Annotated in this window: 13 protein-coding genes; 4 read left to right on the top strand and 9 right to left on the bottom strand. The window is 61.6% G+C overall.

The genetic code is table 11. The annotated features are described in order from the left end of the window. Positions 1 to 143: 143 nt before the first annotated feature. Positions 144 to 2849, top strand: a complete 2706-nt coding sequence (locus BSY240_RS14930; RefSeq protein ID WP_069042820.1) for a cation-transporting P-type ATPase — start codon at positions 144 to 146, stop codon at positions 2847 to 2849. Between the two features lie 30 nt (positions 2850 to 2879). On the opposite strand, the gene BSY240_RS14935 is transcribed toward BSY240_RS14930, so the two are convergent. Beyond that, complete coding sequence (locus tag BSY240_RS14935; protein WP_069042821.1) at positions 2880 to 3557, bottom strand: GntR family transcriptional regulator; 678 nt, start codon at positions 3555 to 3557, stop codon at positions 2880 to 2882. A gap of 157 nt (positions 3558 to 3714) precedes the next feature. On the opposite strand from BSY240_RS14935, the gene BSY240_RS14940 reads away from it, so the two are divergent. After that, positions 3715 to 4401: a type 1 glutamine amidotransferase gene (locus BSY240_RS14940; protein WP_069042822.1), complete on the top strand. Its 687-nt coding sequence runs from the start codon at positions 3715 to 3717 to the stop codon at positions 4399 to 4401. A gap of 6 nt (positions 4402 to 4407) precedes the next feature. On the opposite strand, the gene BSY240_RS14945 is transcribed toward BSY240_RS14940, so the two are convergent. Further along, on the bottom strand, positions 4408 to 5319 hold the full coding sequence (locus tag BSY240_RS14945; protein WP_069042823.1) for a LysR family transcriptional regulator: 912 nt from the start codon (positions 5317 to 5319) through the stop codon (positions 4408 to 4410). 123 nt (positions 5320 to 5442) lie between these two features. On the opposite strand from BSY240_RS14945, the gene BSY240_RS14950 reads away from it, so the two are divergent. Together BSY240_RS14950 and BSY240_RS14955 are read left to right on the top strand one after the other, a co-directional pair. Then, positions 5443 to 6372: a ring-cleaving dioxygenase gene (locus tag BSY240_RS14950; protein WP_069042824.1), complete on the top strand. Its 930-nt coding sequence runs from the start codon at positions 5443 to 5445 to the stop codon at positions 6370 to 6372. Between the two features lie 61 nt (positions 6373 to 6433). Then, a complete protein-coding gene (locus BSY240_RS14955) occupies positions 6434 to 7042 on the top strand; it encodes an alpha/beta hydrolase (RefSeq protein WP_069042825.1) in 609 nt (202 codons plus the stop codon). 61 nt (positions 7043 to 7103) lie between these two features. Here the strand turns inward: BSY240_RS14955 and BSY240_RS14960 are convergent, their stop codons facing one another. From BSY240_RS14960 to BSY240_RS14990, 7 genes are all read right to left on the bottom strand, one after another. Continuing rightward, positions 7104 to 8120 (bottom strand): zinc-binding alcohol dehydrogenase family protein, encoded by a 1017-nt coding sequence (locus BSY240_RS14960; protein ID WP_069042826.1) that lies wholly within the window; start codon positions 8118 to 8120, stop codon positions 7104 to 7106. 81 nt (positions 8121 to 8201) lie between these two features. Next, entirely contained in the window at positions 8202 to 9173 is a 972-nt protein-coding gene (locus BSY240_RS14965; RefSeq protein ID WP_054150306.1) for an ABC transporter permease, read from the bottom strand. Between the two features lie 50 nt (positions 9174 to 9223). Continuing rightward, on the bottom strand, positions 9224 to 10777 hold the full coding sequence (locus tag BSY240_RS14970; RefSeq protein WP_069042827.1) for a sugar ABC transporter ATP-binding protein: 1554 nt from the start codon (positions 10775 to 10777) through the stop codon (positions 9224 to 9226). 100 nt (positions 10778 to 10877) lie between these two features. Beyond that, a complete protein-coding gene (locus BSY240_RS14975; RefSeq protein ID WP_054150308.1) occupies positions 10878 to 11864 on the bottom strand; it encodes an ABC transporter substrate-binding protein in 987 nt (328 codons plus the stop codon). A 191-nt stretch (positions 11865 to 12055) separates the two neighbouring features. After that, positions 12056 to 12502 (bottom strand): RbsD/FucU family protein, encoded by a 447-nt coding sequence (locus BSY240_RS14980; RefSeq protein ID WP_069042828.1) that lies wholly within the window; start codon positions 12500 to 12502, stop codon positions 12056 to 12058. 10 nt (positions 12503 to 12512) lie between these two features. After that, positions 12513 to 13532, bottom strand: coding sequence for an aldo/keto reductase (locus BSY240_RS14985; protein ID WP_069043997.1), 1020 nt, complete (start codon positions 13530 to 13532; stop codon positions 12513 to 12515). Between the two features lie 28 nt (positions 13533 to 13560). Then, positions 13561 to 15066: a UxaA family hydrolase gene (locus BSY240_RS14990; protein WP_069042829.1), complete on the bottom strand. Its 1506-nt coding sequence runs from the start codon at positions 15064 to 15066 to the stop codon at positions 13561 to 13563. Positions 15067 to 15304: the final 238 nt, after the last annotated feature.

Consider the following 15304-nt stretch of genomic DNA (forward strand, 5'->3'; position numbering starts at 1 on the left):
TCGTCCAGAATTGTCATAGATCAAGGCGAGAGGCCTATCATGACGACATTCTCCCGCACGTCAGCAGATGCAGTACCCGCAAGGGCTGCCGAGGCCATTCTTCAGCGGGCCTGTTCGAGAATCGAAATGCGCAGAGGACTGGGATGAACGACAGAACCGCAGATTTTATGCCGCATGCCCTGCCGCCGCAGGTGGTGCTCCAGGCGATGGATACGGATGTCGCGGGGCTCGGGGCAGAGGAGGCCAAGCGAAGGCTGGAGGTCCATGGTGCCAATCGTCTGCCTGTAGCGCCAAAGCGCAGCCCCGTCGTCCGCTTTCTGTCGCAGTTCCACAATGTCCTGATTTATGTCCTGCTGGCTTCCGCAGCGGTCACAGGTTTCATGCAGCACTGGATCGATACGGGCGTCATCCTCGCGGTTGTCTTCGGCAATGCCGTCGTCGGTTATCTGCAGGAAGGTCGTGCCGAAGATGCGATGAATGCGATCAGGGTCATGCTGGCGCCGCATGCCGCGGTGCTGCGTGACGGCCGCCGGACTTCGGTCGATGCCGCCGATCTCGTGCCGGGAGACATCGTGCTGGTCGAGGCCGGCGATCGCGTTCCCGCGGATCTGCGACTGCTGGAAGCGCGAAGCCTGAAGGTCGAGGAGGCGGCCCTGACGGGGGAATCGGTGCCTGTCGACAAGACCCACGAAGCCGTCTCAGCCGATTCCGTTCTGGGTGATCGCAGTTCGATGCTGTTCAGCGGAACGCTGGTTGCCACGGGGACGGGCAAGGGTGTCGTGGTCGCGACTGGCATGGCAACGGAGATCGGCAAGATCAGCGGGATGCTGGAGGCAGTGGAGTCTCTCTCGACGCCGCTCGTTCGGCAGATGGATGTCTTTGCGCGCTGGCTTACCCTCTTCATCCTCATCATATCGGGCATGCTGCTCGCCTACGGGCTGGTTGTCAGGCATCTGCCTTTCGATGAACTGTTCATGACCATTGTCGGTCTTGCCGTCGCAGCGATCCCCGAAGGTCTCCCGGCGGTCATGACGATCACACTTGCCGTCGGTGTCCAGGCGATGGCTGGTCGCCATGCGATCGTCCGACGACTGCCGGCGATCGAGACACTGGGTTCGGTGTCCGTGATCTGCACGGACAAGACTGGTACGCTGACGCGCAATGAAATGGTCGTGGCAAGCCTCGTGGCTGCGCGCCATGTCTATGCCGTTGATGGAGAAGGCTATACACCGGAAGGTGCCGTCCGCTGGAACGACGCCGATGTCGATCCGCAAGACCACGCCGTTCTCTCCGAATTCGCGCGTGCCGCCGGGCTCTGCAATGACGCCGTGCTGCATTCGGCTGATGGCGCCTGGCGCGTGGAAGGCGACCCCATGGAAGGGGCCTTGATGGCGCTTGCGGGCAAGATCACCGGGGGCGGCAGTGATCCCTTCACCGCAGGTTGGCGACGGATCGATGCCATCCCCTTCGATGCCGCGCATCGCTACATGGCCGTTCTTCACGTCGATGACGAGAACAACAGGCATGTCCATGTAAAGGGTGCGCCAGAGGCCGTTCTCGAGCTTTGCGCCACCCAGCGCATGCCGGATGGCTCGTCGGCAGCGCTCGACGCGCCATACTGGGAACACATGGTCGAGGTTCTTGCCTCCGAAGGCCAGCGCGTGCTCGCTGTTGCCGTCGGCGCTCCACCAAGCGGCGGGGCGCATCTTGTCCAGACCGACCTTCCCGGCACGCTGACGCTGATTGGACTGGTGGGCCTGATCGATCCGCCGCGCCCGGAAGCGATTGTCGCTGTGGCCGACTGCCATCAGGCAGGCATCCGGGTGAAGATGATCACCGGCGACCATGCTGCGACGGCCCGGGCGATCGCTGGAATGATCGGGTTGAAGAACACCGATCGGGTGCTGACCGGAGCGGATCTCGACCGCATGGACGATGTCACGCTATCGCTTGCCGCCGCCGAGACCGATATCTTTGCTCGAACCTCGCCGGCTCACAAGTTGCGGCTGGTCACCGCGCTCCAGTCCCAGGGCTTGACGGTCGCGATGACCGGTGACGGTGTCAACGATGCGCCGGCCCTCAAGCGGGCCGATGCAGGGATCGCGATGGGCGTGAAGGGCAGCGAAGCGGCGAAGGAAGCCGCCGAGCTGGTTCTGGCGGACGACAACTTCGCCTCTATTGCCGCCGCCGTTCGTGAGGGGCGCACCGTCTACGACAACATCAAGAAAGTGATCAGTTGGACCCTGCCGACGAATGCTGGCGAAGCGGGAACTATCATCGTCGCGCTCTTTGCCGGCCTGGCGCTCCCGGTCACGGCCGTCCAGATCCTTTGGATCAATCTGGTCACGGCGACTACGCTCGGATTGGCGCTTGCCTTCGAGCCATCGGAAGAGGGTACCATGCGGCGACCACCGCGCCGGCGGGACGAGCCGCTTTTGACCAGCGACCTCATCTGGCATGTTCTGCTCGTTTCCGTGCTCTTTGCCGCTGCGGTTTTCGGAATTTTCTTCTACGCCCTGGACAGGGGTTATCCGATTGAGCTCGCACGCACGATGGCGATGAACACCCTGGTCGTCATGGAAATCTTCCACGTCTTCTTCATCCGCAATATCTACGGAACATCGCTCACCTGGCAGGCCGTGCGCGGGACGAAGGTCGTCTGGATCTGCGTGATCTCCGTATCGGTTGCCCAGTTCGCCGTCACTTATCTGCCCTTCATGCAATCCCTGTTCGGGACGCAGAGCGTTCCCCTGCAGGACGGGTTGCTGATCGTCGGGATCGGGGCCGTGTTCTTCGCTCTGGTGGAAATCGAAAAGCAGATGCGTTTGGCATTCCGCAATCGGGGCTGACGCTCGTCCCGGTGCATCAAGCACGACAGGTCATCGGGCGGCGACAGTTGCTTCGCTTAGGAAGTGCCGCCCGAGGTGGCCGACCCCATCCTGTATGTCTGCTTCGATTGCGGCCGACAGCGCATCAGGATCCCTTGCGCGGATCGCGTCCAGTGCCTCGGCATGCCGGTCAATTCGGTAGCTTTCTTCCAGCTTGGCCGTGGCCAGGCGCATGAACGGGCCGAGACGTAACCAGACGGACTCCGTCAGATCGAGAATGACACCACTCGCTCCGGGCTCGTAAAGCGTGCGATGGAAAAGGAAGTTGAGTTCCGTCGAGCGCAGCAGATCGTTCGCCGCATATGCGTCGTCGATCGCGGTATCGATCACCTGCAGACGTTCGAGCCGTTCGGCGTCGATATGCGGCAAGGCCCTGGTCGCTGCCAGTGTCTCGAGCGCGATGCGGGCGGCAATGATCTCCTCGAATTTGGAAAGCGTCATTTCCGGCACGCGCACGCGGCGATTGTCGAGATATTCCAGGGCTCCGTCGGCCACGAGACGATGCAGCGCTTCGCGCACCGGCATGGCACTGACGGCCAGATCTTCGGCCACACCGTTGATGGTGATCGGCAGGCCTGGAGCGACCGCGCCTGACATCACACGGCTGCGCAAGGTCCGGTAGACCCGCTGCTTCAACGATTTCTCTGCCTTGCCTTCTTCAAATGCCATGGTTCAGATCGAGATCCCGCCTTTTCGCTGCTATCGTGGACAGGGCGCGCCGAATAGCCGTGCACCCTCTTGAAATTTGATCAAACTAGCATTTGGTATAGATGGACGGAGTGCAAGGCCCAAAGGCCGTTCTTTTCGCATGTTTCAGGAAGCCCACATGACCGCCAAGACCATCGGCATTCTCGTTACGGGTCACTCACCCGCCGAACTCGCGACCGAGTACGGCAATTACGCCGATATGTTCGCCGCGCTGCTGGGCTATTTCGACTTCTCGTTCAAGCGCTACTTCGTCGTTGACGGCGAGTTCCCGCAAAGTCCGACCGAGGTCGACGGATGGCTGCTGACCGGCTCCAAGTTCGGCGTCTACGAGGACCATGACTGGATCCGCAAGCTTGAGGACTTCATTCGCCAGGTGCATGCGGCCAAGGTGCCCATGGTCGGGATCTGTTTTGGACATCAGGTGATGGCCAAGGCACTCGGTGGGCATGTCGAGAAGTTCAAGGGGGGCTGGTCTGCCGGTCCGGTGACCTACAAGCGGTCCGATACGGGCGAAGAGCAGGTGCTGCTTGCCTGGCATCAGGACCAGGTCATCAAGGTACCCGAGGGAGCCGAAGTCGTCGGCAAGACCGACACCTGCGAGAACGCCGTCATCCGCTACGGCGATTGGGGTCTCTCCTATCAGCCGCATCCGGAGTTTTCGCCGCGCTTCTTCGAGGGGCTGGCGGAGGCCCGCAAGGCTGCCATCCCCGAGCCGCTCTTCGAGAAGGTGAAGAAGGTCGACGTTCCGATCGCGACGGACCGTATCGCTCAGGAAATCGGCGAGTTTCTCGGACGCGACCGCTGACTGCAGTCACACGGTCTGTCCACCGTCCCAGCTTTCCTTGATGAAGGCTTCGAAGAAATCCGAGAAGGTTGCTACCCTCAGCGGCAGCTGTTCGTAAGGCGGGTAGTAGAGCGTCAGCCAAATTTCCGGTGTGCTCCAGTCGGGGAGCACCTGGACCAGTCGACCGGCATGCAGATCCTCTTCAACGATGAAACGCGGCAGAAGGGCGATGCCCTCGCCTGCGACAGCGAGCCGGCAGAGGAAGTCTCCGTTGTTGATCGAGAAACGGCCCTTGGCTTCGATCGTTCTCGTCTGCCCTGGCCGGCTGAGTGCCCAGGTCTCCGTCTTCAGCTGATCGTGATAGCTCAGGCATTCTAGCCCGCTCAGGTCCTCGGGCATAACAGGCATGCCATGGCGGGCGATGAAGGAGGGCGCGGCGACCAGCAGCCGAGGCACGGGGCGGATCTTGCGCCAGATCGTCGACTTGTCGGTCGGCGGACCGGAAATGCGGATCGCGAGGTCGTAGTTCTCCTCAACGATGTCGATGAAGCGGTCCGAGAGTTCGATCGCCACGCTGGTGCGTGGATGAATGATTGCAAACTGTGACAGGACCGTCGGCAGGACTTTCATGCCGAGCGACATCGGGGCCGAGACGCGAAGCGAACCGGCGGTCACTTTCTGCAGATCCCGGGTTTCCTCCGTGGCGCGGGCGAGGCCCTGGACCAGCGGTGCGACACGCGCGGCATAGGCGGCACCCGCCGAGGTCAGCGATACCTTGCGCGTGGTGCGCAGCAAAAGCTGGACGCCGAGCTGTTCCTCCAAGCTAGAGATCGTGCGCGTGACCGAGGCGGGCGTCATGCCGAGCAGGCGGGCTGCGGCGCTGAAGCTGCTCTGGCTGGCAACCGTCAGGAACGTTCTGATCGCTTCGAGCTCGCCCATCTGATTATTGCTCCCAGTGAAATAATATCCACAACATTACAACGGTTCACATCAGAAAAGCCATGGCCCATATTCCGTTCAACAGAACAAGGCCGGCGCGAGTGCCGGGAAAGGATCAGAGCCATGCTTACCCAGATCAAGGGCCTGCATCACGTTACCTCCATGGCTGCGGATGCCCAGGAAAACAACGACTTTTTCACCAAGACGCTTGGCCTTCGCCGGGTCAAGAAGACCGTCAACTTCGACGCGCCGGATGTCTATCACCTCTACTACGGCGACGAAGTCGGCAATGCCGGATCGGTCATGACCTATTTTCCGTTTGCCAATATGGGCAAAGGTGGTCGCGGTGCCGGCGAAGTGTCGGAGACCGTCTTCTCCGTGCCGAAGGGCACGCTCGGCTTCTGGCAGGAGCGCCTGTCGAAGGAAGGCGTGAAGCAGCTCGGTTCCTATTCGCTGTTCGGTGAAAATCGTCTGCGCTTTGCCGGTCCCGATGGCGATGGCTTTGCTCTTGCCGAAGTCGATGGCGACAGCCGCGTGCCCTTTGCCGGCCCGGTTGCAGTCTCGGAAGGCATTCATGGCTTCCGCGGCGTCACCATGCGGCTGCGCGACGAAGGGGCCACGGGTGAACTCCTGAAGTTCATGGGCTATCAGCCGGTCGACAGCCAAGGTGACTTCGTGCGCTACGCAGTCCCCGGCGGTAATGGGGCCGACTATATCGATCTCGAAGTGCTGCCGGGTGCATCGCATGCCCAGCAGGGCGCCGGATCGGTTCACCATGTTGCCTTTGCCGTTGAAGACCGCGCCGCCCAGCTCGAGGTGCGCAAGGCGCTGCTCGACACGGGATATCAGGTCACGCCGGTCATCGACCGCGATTACTTCTGGGCGATCTATTTCCGCACACCGGGTGGTGTGCTGTTCGAAATTGCCACGAACGAACCTGGCTTCAACCGTGACGAAGATACCGCACATCTCGGTGAGGCGCTGAAGCTGCCGACCCGCTACCAGCAGTATCGTTCGCAGATCGAAGCCCATCTGACCCCGATCCAGGACTGAACGCACAGCGAGGACGGCGCCTGAACTGTCAGGCGTCGTCCCTGTTGCGGAGGAAAGCATCATGGCACTCGATAGCTACATCCACCTCTACCAGGCGCCGCAGGGTGCCGCACCGCTGGTCTTCACATTCCACGGCACCGGCGGCGACGAACATCAGTTTCCCGGGCTCGTGAACCGGATCCTGCCCGAGGCCGGGATCGTCTCGCCACGCGGCGACGTGTCGGAATACGGGGCCGCCCGCTTCTTCAAGCGCACCGGTGAAGGGGTCTATGACATGGCCGATCTCGCAGCGAGAACGGCGAAGATGGCGGCCTTCATCCGCGCTCACAAGGAGAAGAACCCGGATCGACCGATCTACGGGCTCGGTTATTCGAACGGCGCCAATATCTTGGCTTCGGTCCTGTTCGAGGCCCCTGATCTCTTTGAGCGCGTGATCCTGATGCATCCGCTGATCCCCTTCGATCCGCCGTTACAGCCGGGGCTTGGCTCCCTTTCGGCGCTGGTCACGGCAGGACAGCGCGACCCGATCTGCCCGCTGCCGCTCACAGAGCTTCTGGTCTCCTACTTCGAGGCGCAAGGGGTGTCTGTCGAAACCTTCCTGCATCAGGGCGGCCACGAGGTTTCGCAAGGCGAGGTCGATGCGATCGCCGCCTTCCTGCAGAAGGCCTGAGGCCAGGAACACTCAAATGAAAAGCCCGCGTCAGAACCGCGGGCTTCTTCATATCCGGATTTCAGCCAATCCGGATCAGAGCCTTGATCAGGCCGGATTTTTCGCGCGCCCAGCGCGGCAGGTCTTCCGCCAGGTCGCTAAGCGTCGTGCGGTGGGTAATCAGCTGGTCGATCGGCACAAGCCCGTCCGCAATCGACTTGCGGACATGATCGAAATCGACGCGGGTCGCGTTGCGGCTGCCGATCAGCATCATCTCGCGTTTGTGGAATTCGGGGTCGGAGAAGGTGATGTCCTCCTTCACCACGCTGACCAGCACCAGGCTTCCGCCGTGGGCGACAAAGCGGAAGGCGCGTTCCATCGAGGGGCGATAGCCGGTGGCATCAAAGACCACATCGAAGCCGTCTCCCCCGGTCAAGTCCGCGACCGCAGACTCGAGGCTGTCATCGGCGATCAGCCCTGATGTGAAGCCGAGGCGATCGGCTGCCATCCTCAGGCGTTCCTGGCTGGTATCGAGGAGGGTTACCTCGTGGCCAGCGATACGTGCGAAGATCGCCGTGCCGAGGCCGATGGGACCGGCGCCGATAACCAGTGCTTTTGAGCCTGCGGGAGCCATGGAGCGACGCACGGCATGCGCGCCGATGGCCAGAAATTCGACGGTGGCCGCCGCTTCCGGGGAAAGGTCGTCAGCGGGATAAAGGTTGCTCGAGGGTACCGTGATCTCCTCGCACATTGCGCCATCTGTGTGCACACCGAGCACGCGAATGTTGGTGCAGCAATTGGGCTTGTCCTTGCGGCAGGCGATGCAGGTGCCGCAGGCGATGTAGGGATTGACGATGACCTTCGTGCCGGCCGGCAGATCGACCCCCTCTCCAGCCTCCACGACGGTTGCCGAGATCTCGTGGCCCATGACGCGAGGATATTCGAGGAACGGGTGCTTGCCTTCAAAGATGTGGTAGTCGGTCCCGCAGATGCCGACATGGCTGATGGCAATGCGGGCTTCGCCTGCTTTAGGACGTGGCGCCGGATCGTGATCGACGATTTCGAGACGGCCCGGTTCGACACATAATGCGGCCTTCATGCTTGTTCCTCTTGGCTGCCCGGCAAGGTTTGACGAAAAAAAAGGGGATGCCATTCGCGGCACCCCCACCTTGGGAAATTCTCAGCGGCTGCCGCGGCGGCGCAGCTGGTCGAAATAGACGATCAGGATGATCAGGGCGCCGGTGATGATGCGCTGCCAGAAGGAGTTCACGTTCATCAGGTTGGCGCCGTTGTTGATTGTCGCCAGAATGAAGGCGCCGAGCAGCGGGCCCTGGACTGAGCCGACGGCGCCGAAGAGGCTGGTGCCGCCGATGACCGAGGAGGCGATTGCCTGCAGTTCCCAGCCTTCCGCCTGGGTGGCGTTGCCGATCCCGATGCGCGAGGCAAGCAGGATGCCGACGAAGGCCGCACAGGTGGAAGACAGGATATAGGCCATGTAGATCGTGCGGTTGACGTTGACGCCAGACAGGCGTGCCGCCTCGCTGTTTGAGCCGACCGCGAAAAGATAGCGGCCCCAGCGGCTCAGGTGCAGGAAGATATAGGCCGGCACGGCGACGACTATGACCATCCAGAAGAGGCTCGGTACCCCGAGGAAGTCGGCACGGGCGAAGTTGGTGAACGCCTCGTTGGAGATCGAGATCGTCGAGCCGTTGGTGATCAATAGGCCGATACCGCGCAGCGAGGTGAGGGTTGCGAGCGTGATGATGAAGGCGGGAAGACCCATGCGTACGATGCCAAAGGCGTGGAAGCTTCCGATTGCCACACCCATCAGGAGGGTGAGGATGATCGCCAGCCAGACCGGCAGGCCGGCGGCCAGCAGCCAGGCGAGGATGACGCTGGCAAAACCGACGACTGCGCCGACCGAAAGGTCGATGCCGGCGGTGATGATGACGAAGGTCTGACCGACGGCGAGGATTGCTGTCATCGAACCCTGTCGCAGCAGATTGCTGATGTTGTTCGGCGTCCAGAAGCTGTTGGTGGCAAAGCCAAGGAGCAGCCAGAGGAAGAGCAAGAGGCCGAGCAGCGTGAGGCTGAAGAGGATGCTCATGCCCCTCTTCGGTGCGACCTTGGTCTCGGTGGTGTCGGTGCTCATCTTTGTCCTCCCAGTCGTCTTTTCATATCGGTGTTTTCGGGGATCTCGTCTCAGACGCCGATCGCCTCGGTCAGCACGTCTTCATGCGATGCGGTTCGATAGTCATGGCTCGCCACCAGTTTCCCCTGACGGAAGACATGCAGTCGGTCGGCCAGTTCGTAGACCTCGGGCAGGTAGGACGAGATCAGGATGATGCCGGCGCCCTGCTTCAAGAGCTCGGCAAAGAGGCGGTAGATTTCCGCCTTGGTGCCGACGTCGACGCCGACGGTCGGCTCATCAAAGATGAAGAGGCGTGCACCGTGGCTCAGCCACTTGCCGATGACGATCTTCTGCTGGTTACCGCCGGACATGGCAGACGCTAGAACTGCCCGGGTCGGCGTCTTGATCTTCAGGTCGTTGATCTGCTTGTCGGCGTTTCCGGCTTCCAGCTTTGGGCTGATGGTGAGGCCACGGCTCAGGCGGCCAAAGACCGGCAGGTTGATGTTGAGGCCGATCGGCAGATTGAGGCAAAGGCCCTGATCGCGGCGGCTTTCGGGGGCGAGCGCAATGCCTAGGTCCATGGCCTTGCGCTCGGTGTCGATGACGACTTTCTTGCCGTCCCAGAAGACTTCGCCTGCCGTCAGTTTGTGACGGCCATAGAGACCCAGCGCAAATTCGCTCCGACCGGCACCGATCAGGCCATAGAGGCCGACGATTTCGCCCGAGCGGACCGAGAGCGAGACATCCGAGAAACCCGGTCCGGAAAGGCCCTTCGCCTCAAGGATGGTCGCGCCGATCGGCAGCTTTTCCTTGTGGTAGATCTGCTCGATCGAACGGTTGATCATCAGTGAGATAAGTTCGGCGTCGTTGGTCTCGCCGATCAGGCGGGTGCCGACATGGGTGCCGTCGCGCAGGACAGAGACGCGGTCGGCGAGTTCGAAGACCTCTTCCATGCGGTGGCTGATATAGACGATGGTGACGCCTTCCGACTGCAGGCGGCGGATGAGGCGGAAGAGCTGGGCGGATTCCTGACGTGTCAGATAGGCGGTCGGTTCGTCGAAGATTATGAAACGGATACCGCGCATCGCTGCTTTGGCGGTGGCGATCAGCTGCTGTTGACCGATCGTCAGGTTGCCGAGGATCTCGCCGGCGGGAAGATTGAAACCGAGGTCGTCGAGGACGTTTTGCGCAGCCTGCGTCATGGCGCGCTGGCGCATGATTCCACCTGATGACATCTCGTCGCCGAGGAACATGTTGGCTGCGACGGAGAGATGCGAGCAGAGAACGACTTCCTGGTGCACGGCATTGATGCCGCGCTGGATCGCCTCGTTGGGGGTCGCGAGCGCAACCGGCTTGCCGCACCAACGTATTTCGCCCGAAGTGCGTGGAATGACACCGGTCAGAAGCTTGATGAGCGTGGATTTGCCGGCACCGTTTTCGCCGACGATGGCGTGAATTTCTCCAGCGAGGAAGGTGATGGTCGCGGGCTTCAGGGCCTCGACGGCGCCATACTTCTTCTGCAGGCCGATGAGCTCGAGGATCGGCGTTCCCGGCGGGATGCGATCGGTCTCAAGCAGTTCCGGCGCGTCATCGTGCCGGTGGCTCACATCGTGCAGCGAAGTCATATCATTCCTCCCGTAAATCAGTGGAAGCGGCCGACGCCTCCCGCGTCTGCCGTTTCCGGTTCGGCACGCGCGACGAGCGCCGCGCGTGCCGAAGTCTTGATCAGTTGACCTTCGGGTTCAGAAGGGCGTCGATCTTCGGGTCGGCCATATTGGCCTGGGTCACGAGGTTGGCACCGGTATCGACGAAGGTTTCGACCTTCTCGCCCTTGGAGACGGCGAGTGCCGTCTTCACGCCGTCATAGCCCATGCGATAGGGATCCTGGACGACGAGGCCGGCGAGCACGCCTTCCTTGAGGAAGCCGACGGTCTTTTCATCCGAGTCGAAGCCGATGACCTTGATCTTGTCGCCGAGCTTGTTTTCGGCGATCGCCTGACCGACGCCCTGCGCCATGATCAGGTTCGAGGCGAAGACGCCAACGATGTTCGGGTTGGCGGTGATCAGGTCGGTCATCATGTTGAGGCCGGTCGTGGCCTGACCATCAGCAAACCGGTCAACCACCACGGTGATGCCCGGATACTTGGTCTTCATCTGGTCGAGGAAGCCTTCACGGCGCTGGTCGAGCGAACCGACGCCCGGCAGACTGGTGATGATGGCGACTTCGCCTTCTTCCTTGCCGGTCGCGGCCTTGATGGCGGCTGCCAGGCCGTCAGCTGCAATGCGGCCACCCTGGACGTTGTCGGTGGTCAAGAACGATGTGAAGGCCTGGGAATCCGCACCAGAGTCGATGCCGATGATCGGAACCGCCTTGGCGGCTTCATCGATCGGCTTGCCGAGGGCCTTGAACTCGGTCGGCGAGATGACGACTGCGGCCGGGCTTCCAGCGACTGCGTTTTCCAGGATGCTAATCTGACCGTTGATGTCGGATTCCGACTGAGCGCCGAGTTCAGGCACGTTGACGCCGAGGTCCTTGCCGGCCTGACGGGCGCCGGCGAGCACGATCTGCCAGTAGAAGGACGTGGTGTCCTTGACGATGATCGGAATGGTCACGTCCTGTGCAAAGGAAGCGGCCGGCATCATTGAGGTCATCATTGCAGCGCCTGCAATCCCCATCAGGGCGCGGCGAGTCATGCTCTTCAGAATGGTCATTTGGGTTCTCCTCTCAACGCGTCCTGTTCCTCCGGTGAGATCGATCCGCAGAACGCAACCAGATCGATCTTTTATCGATAAAAAACATTTTATCGAGCACGCTACTCCAGCATTCTGGAGAATGCAAGCGGGCAAAAATGAGCTCCTCCAAACTCGATTTTGCCTTGAAATCCAGGGCTTCCGGGGTCTCCTCAGACCCGATGAACCTCTTCCGGATAGACGACACCCTTCTTCAGGATGACGTTGCCGTAGATCCGCAATTCCGTCGTCGCGACGATGTACGCTGCTGTCTGTGCGCGCTGATAGAAGGCGAAGCGCTCAAGGCTTTCCAGCTGGACGTCGCCGGCCAGTCTCGTGATCACCGACTGGAATTCGGCGCAGATTTCCGGAACCGCATGCGGATCGCCGACGACCTGCATGCGCCAGGCCGAATCGTCCACGAACTGATCGAGCGGCATATGGGCGAGGATCGCTTCGAGGATCTCGACGGCACCGACGCCGTCTGCCCGGATCACCGGTGGACCCATGGTCGAGGCCGGGAAATTGCCATCGGCGATGACGATCTCGTCGCCATGACCCATAGTCGCAATGGCGTGCAGCAGGTCAGGTCCCAGCAGAGGATGGATGCCCTTCAGCATAGTGCGCTCCCTATTCCCGCACCGGCGCGTCGCCGAGCGGCGGTGCGACCAGCGTATGCGCTTCGAAGGGAGCAAAGGCGGAAGCCGGCAGTTCCTCTGATGTCAGCGCCATGTTGCGATGAAGGCTTTCCGGCTTTGCCGTGCCGATGATGACAGAGGCAACGGCCGAATGGTGCAGCGGGAACTGCATTGCAAACTGGGCGAGCGGCTTGCCGGCCTGTTTCGCCAGGTCTTCCATCGCGCGCACCTTGCCAAGTACCTCATCCGTTGCGGGGGTGTAGTCGAAATGCGCGCCCGGAACGGCTCCTGTCGCCAGAATGCCCGAATTGAACACACCGCCGGCGGTGATCGAGGTGCCACGCTTTTCGCAGAGCGGCAGCAGTTCCTCGACGGCGGAGCGATCGAGCAGCGAATAGCGCCCGGCCATCAGGATGACGTCGATATCGATGTCCGCCATCATCTCCAGGCAGGCGGGTACCTCGTTGACGCCGAGACCGAAGGCCTTGATGGCGCCTGATGATTTGAGTTCGTCGAGCGCCTTGTAACCGCCATCACGGAGCTGCTTCACATAGCGATCGTTGGCCTCGCGGCCATGTGTGTAAACGCCGATATCGTGGACATAGAGGATGTCGATGCGGTTGAGGCCGAGGCGGGCATAGCTGAAATCGACCGAACGCATGATGCCGTCATAGCTGTAGTCGTAGACCAGCTTGAACGGGAGCGGATCGACGAAGCCGACATTCGGGATCTGGTCCTTCGGTACTGGTGCGAGCAGCCGGCCAACCTTGGTCGAGAGCACGTAACTGTCTTCCGGCTTGTCGCGCAGGAAGTCGCCGACATAACGCTCGGCCTGGCCAAAGCCGTAATGCGGCGCCGTATCGAAATAGCGGATGCCGTGATCCCAGGCCGCCTGCAGCGTGGCGATGCCGACATCACGCGGGCAGGGACGGTAGAGGCCGCCAAGCGGGGCCGTGCCGAAGGAGTATTCGGTCACTTCCAGGGCGGTCTTGCCGATGCGTCTCGTCTTCATGCGGATATCCGGTTCCCAGTTGTCGAGGTCAGAGCGTGGCACCGAGGTGCCACGGCACGAATTCGTTGTCGCCGTAGCCGAAGAGCTCGCTCTTGGTCTTCTGGCCCGAGGCGGTCTCGATGATCAGGTCGAAGATGTCGCGGCCAAGCCCGGAGACGCTGGCATCACCCGTGGCAATGACGCCGCAATCGATGTCCATGTCCTCTTCCATCGACTTGTAGAGCGCGGTGTTGCTCGTCAGCTTGATGGAGGGCACGGGACGCGAGCCGAAGCAGGAGCCGCGGCCGGTGGTGAAGGCAATCACATTGGCGCCGCCTGCCACCTGGCCGGTCGCCGAGACAGGATCGTAGCCGGGCGTGTCCATGAAAACGAGGCCGTGCTCGGTGACGCGTTCCGCGTAATTGTAAACGGCGGTCAGCGGCGAGCGTCCGCCCTTGGCGACCGCACCGAGCGACTTTTCGAGAATGGTGGTGAGGCCGCCCTTCTTGTTGCCGGGCGAGGGATTGTTGTCGAGGGAGGCGCCGTGCTGGGCGACATAAGCCTCCCACCAGGAGATCAGCCCGTCGAGCTTGACTGCGACCTCTTCGTTCACGGCGCGGCTGCGCAGCAGATGTTCGGCGCCATAAATCTCCGAGGTTTCGGAGAGGATCGCCGTACCGCCGGCGCCGGCCAGAATGTCGACAGCGACGCCGAGTGCCGGATTTGCGGTAATTCCGGAAAGGCCATCCGAGCCGCCGCATTGCAGGCCGACGATGATCTCGCTGACGGAGATCGGTTCGCGGCGCATTATGCCGACTTCAGCTGCGATCTCTTTCAGAATCGAAAGGGCGTTCTCGACCGCGCGGCGCGAGCCGCCAGCGTCCTGGATGTTGAAGTGACGCTTGGAGGCGCCGGCGCCGCTCTGGCCATAGAGGGTGAGCTGGTTCACCTCGCAGCCGAGACCAACCATCAGCACGCCGCCGAAATTCACATGCCTCGTGTAGCCGGCTATTGTTCTGTGCAGCGTGCGCATGCCGTCGCCGGTCGAGCTCATGCCGCAGCCCTGATCATGGACGATCGGCACGAAGCCGTCGATGCCCTCGTAATGCGGCAGGATAGTGCGGTTGGCGGCATCCGCGATCGCCCGACAGACGGTGGTGGAACAGTTCACGCTGGCGATGATGCCGATATAGTTGCGGGTGGCAGCGCGTCCGTCGGCGCGGCGATAGCCCATGAAGGTGCGGCCCTTGTCGGCAGCCGTCGCCGTTTCGGGCTGGGCGAGGCCGCTGACCGAGAGGCGATCTTCATCGAAGGCGAGATTGTGGGAATGGACGTGGTCGCCGGCTGCAATGTCCGTGGTCGCGCGGCCGATCGCCTGGGCATATTTGACGACAGGCTCGCCTTTGTGGATGGCACGGACCGCCACCTTGTGGCCAGGATCAATTTTCGCCGCTGCCGGCGCGCCGCCCGGCAGGACATGCCCGGCGTCGATTGCAACAGTGGTCACGGCAACATTGTCGTCCTGCGACAGCAGGATACAGGCTGGTTTCGACACCCGATGTTTCTCCCATGCGTCCGGCGATACCGGATCCTGTGTTTTGTCTTTTATCGGCAATAGACAGTTTCTCGTCAATGGGTATGATATCGATAAAGAACAATTTGCTCCAGCTCGGAGCGGGAGGAACACATACCCTTGTCGAAGGAGAGGAAGCCCGCCGCAATCGGTGGTTTTCATTGCGCGGGTTCGCATCTTGCGCCAAGAGGCAAAAGACCGAAGCGCCAGATAACATCAA

Source organism: Agrobacterium sp. RAC06 (assembly GCF_001713475.1).
Classification (GTDB): domain Bacteria; phylum Pseudomonadota; class Alphaproteobacteria; order Rhizobiales; family Rhizobiaceae; genus Allorhizobium.

Coding starts and splice junctions, on each gene's coding strand:
- BSY240_RS14930 (WP_069042820.1), top strand. CDS start 144: ATGAACGACAGAACCGCAGATTTTATGCCGCATGCCCTGCCGCCGCAG.
- BSY240_RS14935 (WP_069042821.1), bottom strand. CDS start 3,557: ATGGCATTTGAAGAAGGCAAGGCAGAGAAATCGTTGAAGCAGCGGGTC.
- BSY240_RS14940 (WP_069042822.1), top strand. CDS start 3,715: ATGACCGCCAAGACCATCGGCATTCTCGTTACGGGTCACTCACCCGCC.
- BSY240_RS14945 (WP_069042823.1), bottom strand. CDS start 5,319: ATGGGCGAGCTCGAAGCGATCAGAACGTTCCTGACGGTTGCCAGCCAG.
- BSY240_RS14950 (WP_069042824.1), top strand. CDS start 5,443: ATGCTTACCCAGATCAAGGGCCTGCATCACGTTACCTCCATGGCTGCG.
- BSY240_RS14955 (WP_069042825.1), top strand. CDS start 6,434: ATGGCACTCGATAGCTACATCCACCTCTACCAGGCGCCGCAGGGTGCC.
- BSY240_RS14960 (WP_069042826.1), bottom strand. CDS start 8,120: ATGAAGGCCGCATTATGTGTCGAACCGGGCCGTCTCGAAATCGTCGAT.
- BSY240_RS14965 (WP_054150306.1), bottom strand. CDS start 9,173: ATGAGCACCGACACCACCGAGACCAAGGTCGCACCGAAGAGGGGCATG.
- BSY240_RS14970 (WP_069042827.1), bottom strand. CDS start 10,777: ATGACTTCGCTGCACGATGTGAGCCACCGGCACGATGACGCGCCGGAA.
- BSY240_RS14975 (WP_054150308.1), bottom strand. CDS start 11,864: ATGACCATTCTGAAGAGCATGACTCGCCGCGCCCTGATGGGGATTGCA.
- BSY240_RS14980 (WP_069042828.1), bottom strand. CDS start 12,502: ATGCTGAAGGGCATCCATCCTCTGCTGGGACCTGACCTGCTGCACGCC.
- BSY240_RS14985 (WP_069043997.1), bottom strand. CDS start 13,532: ATGAAGACGAGACGCATCGGCAAGACCGCCCTGGAAGTGACCGAATAC.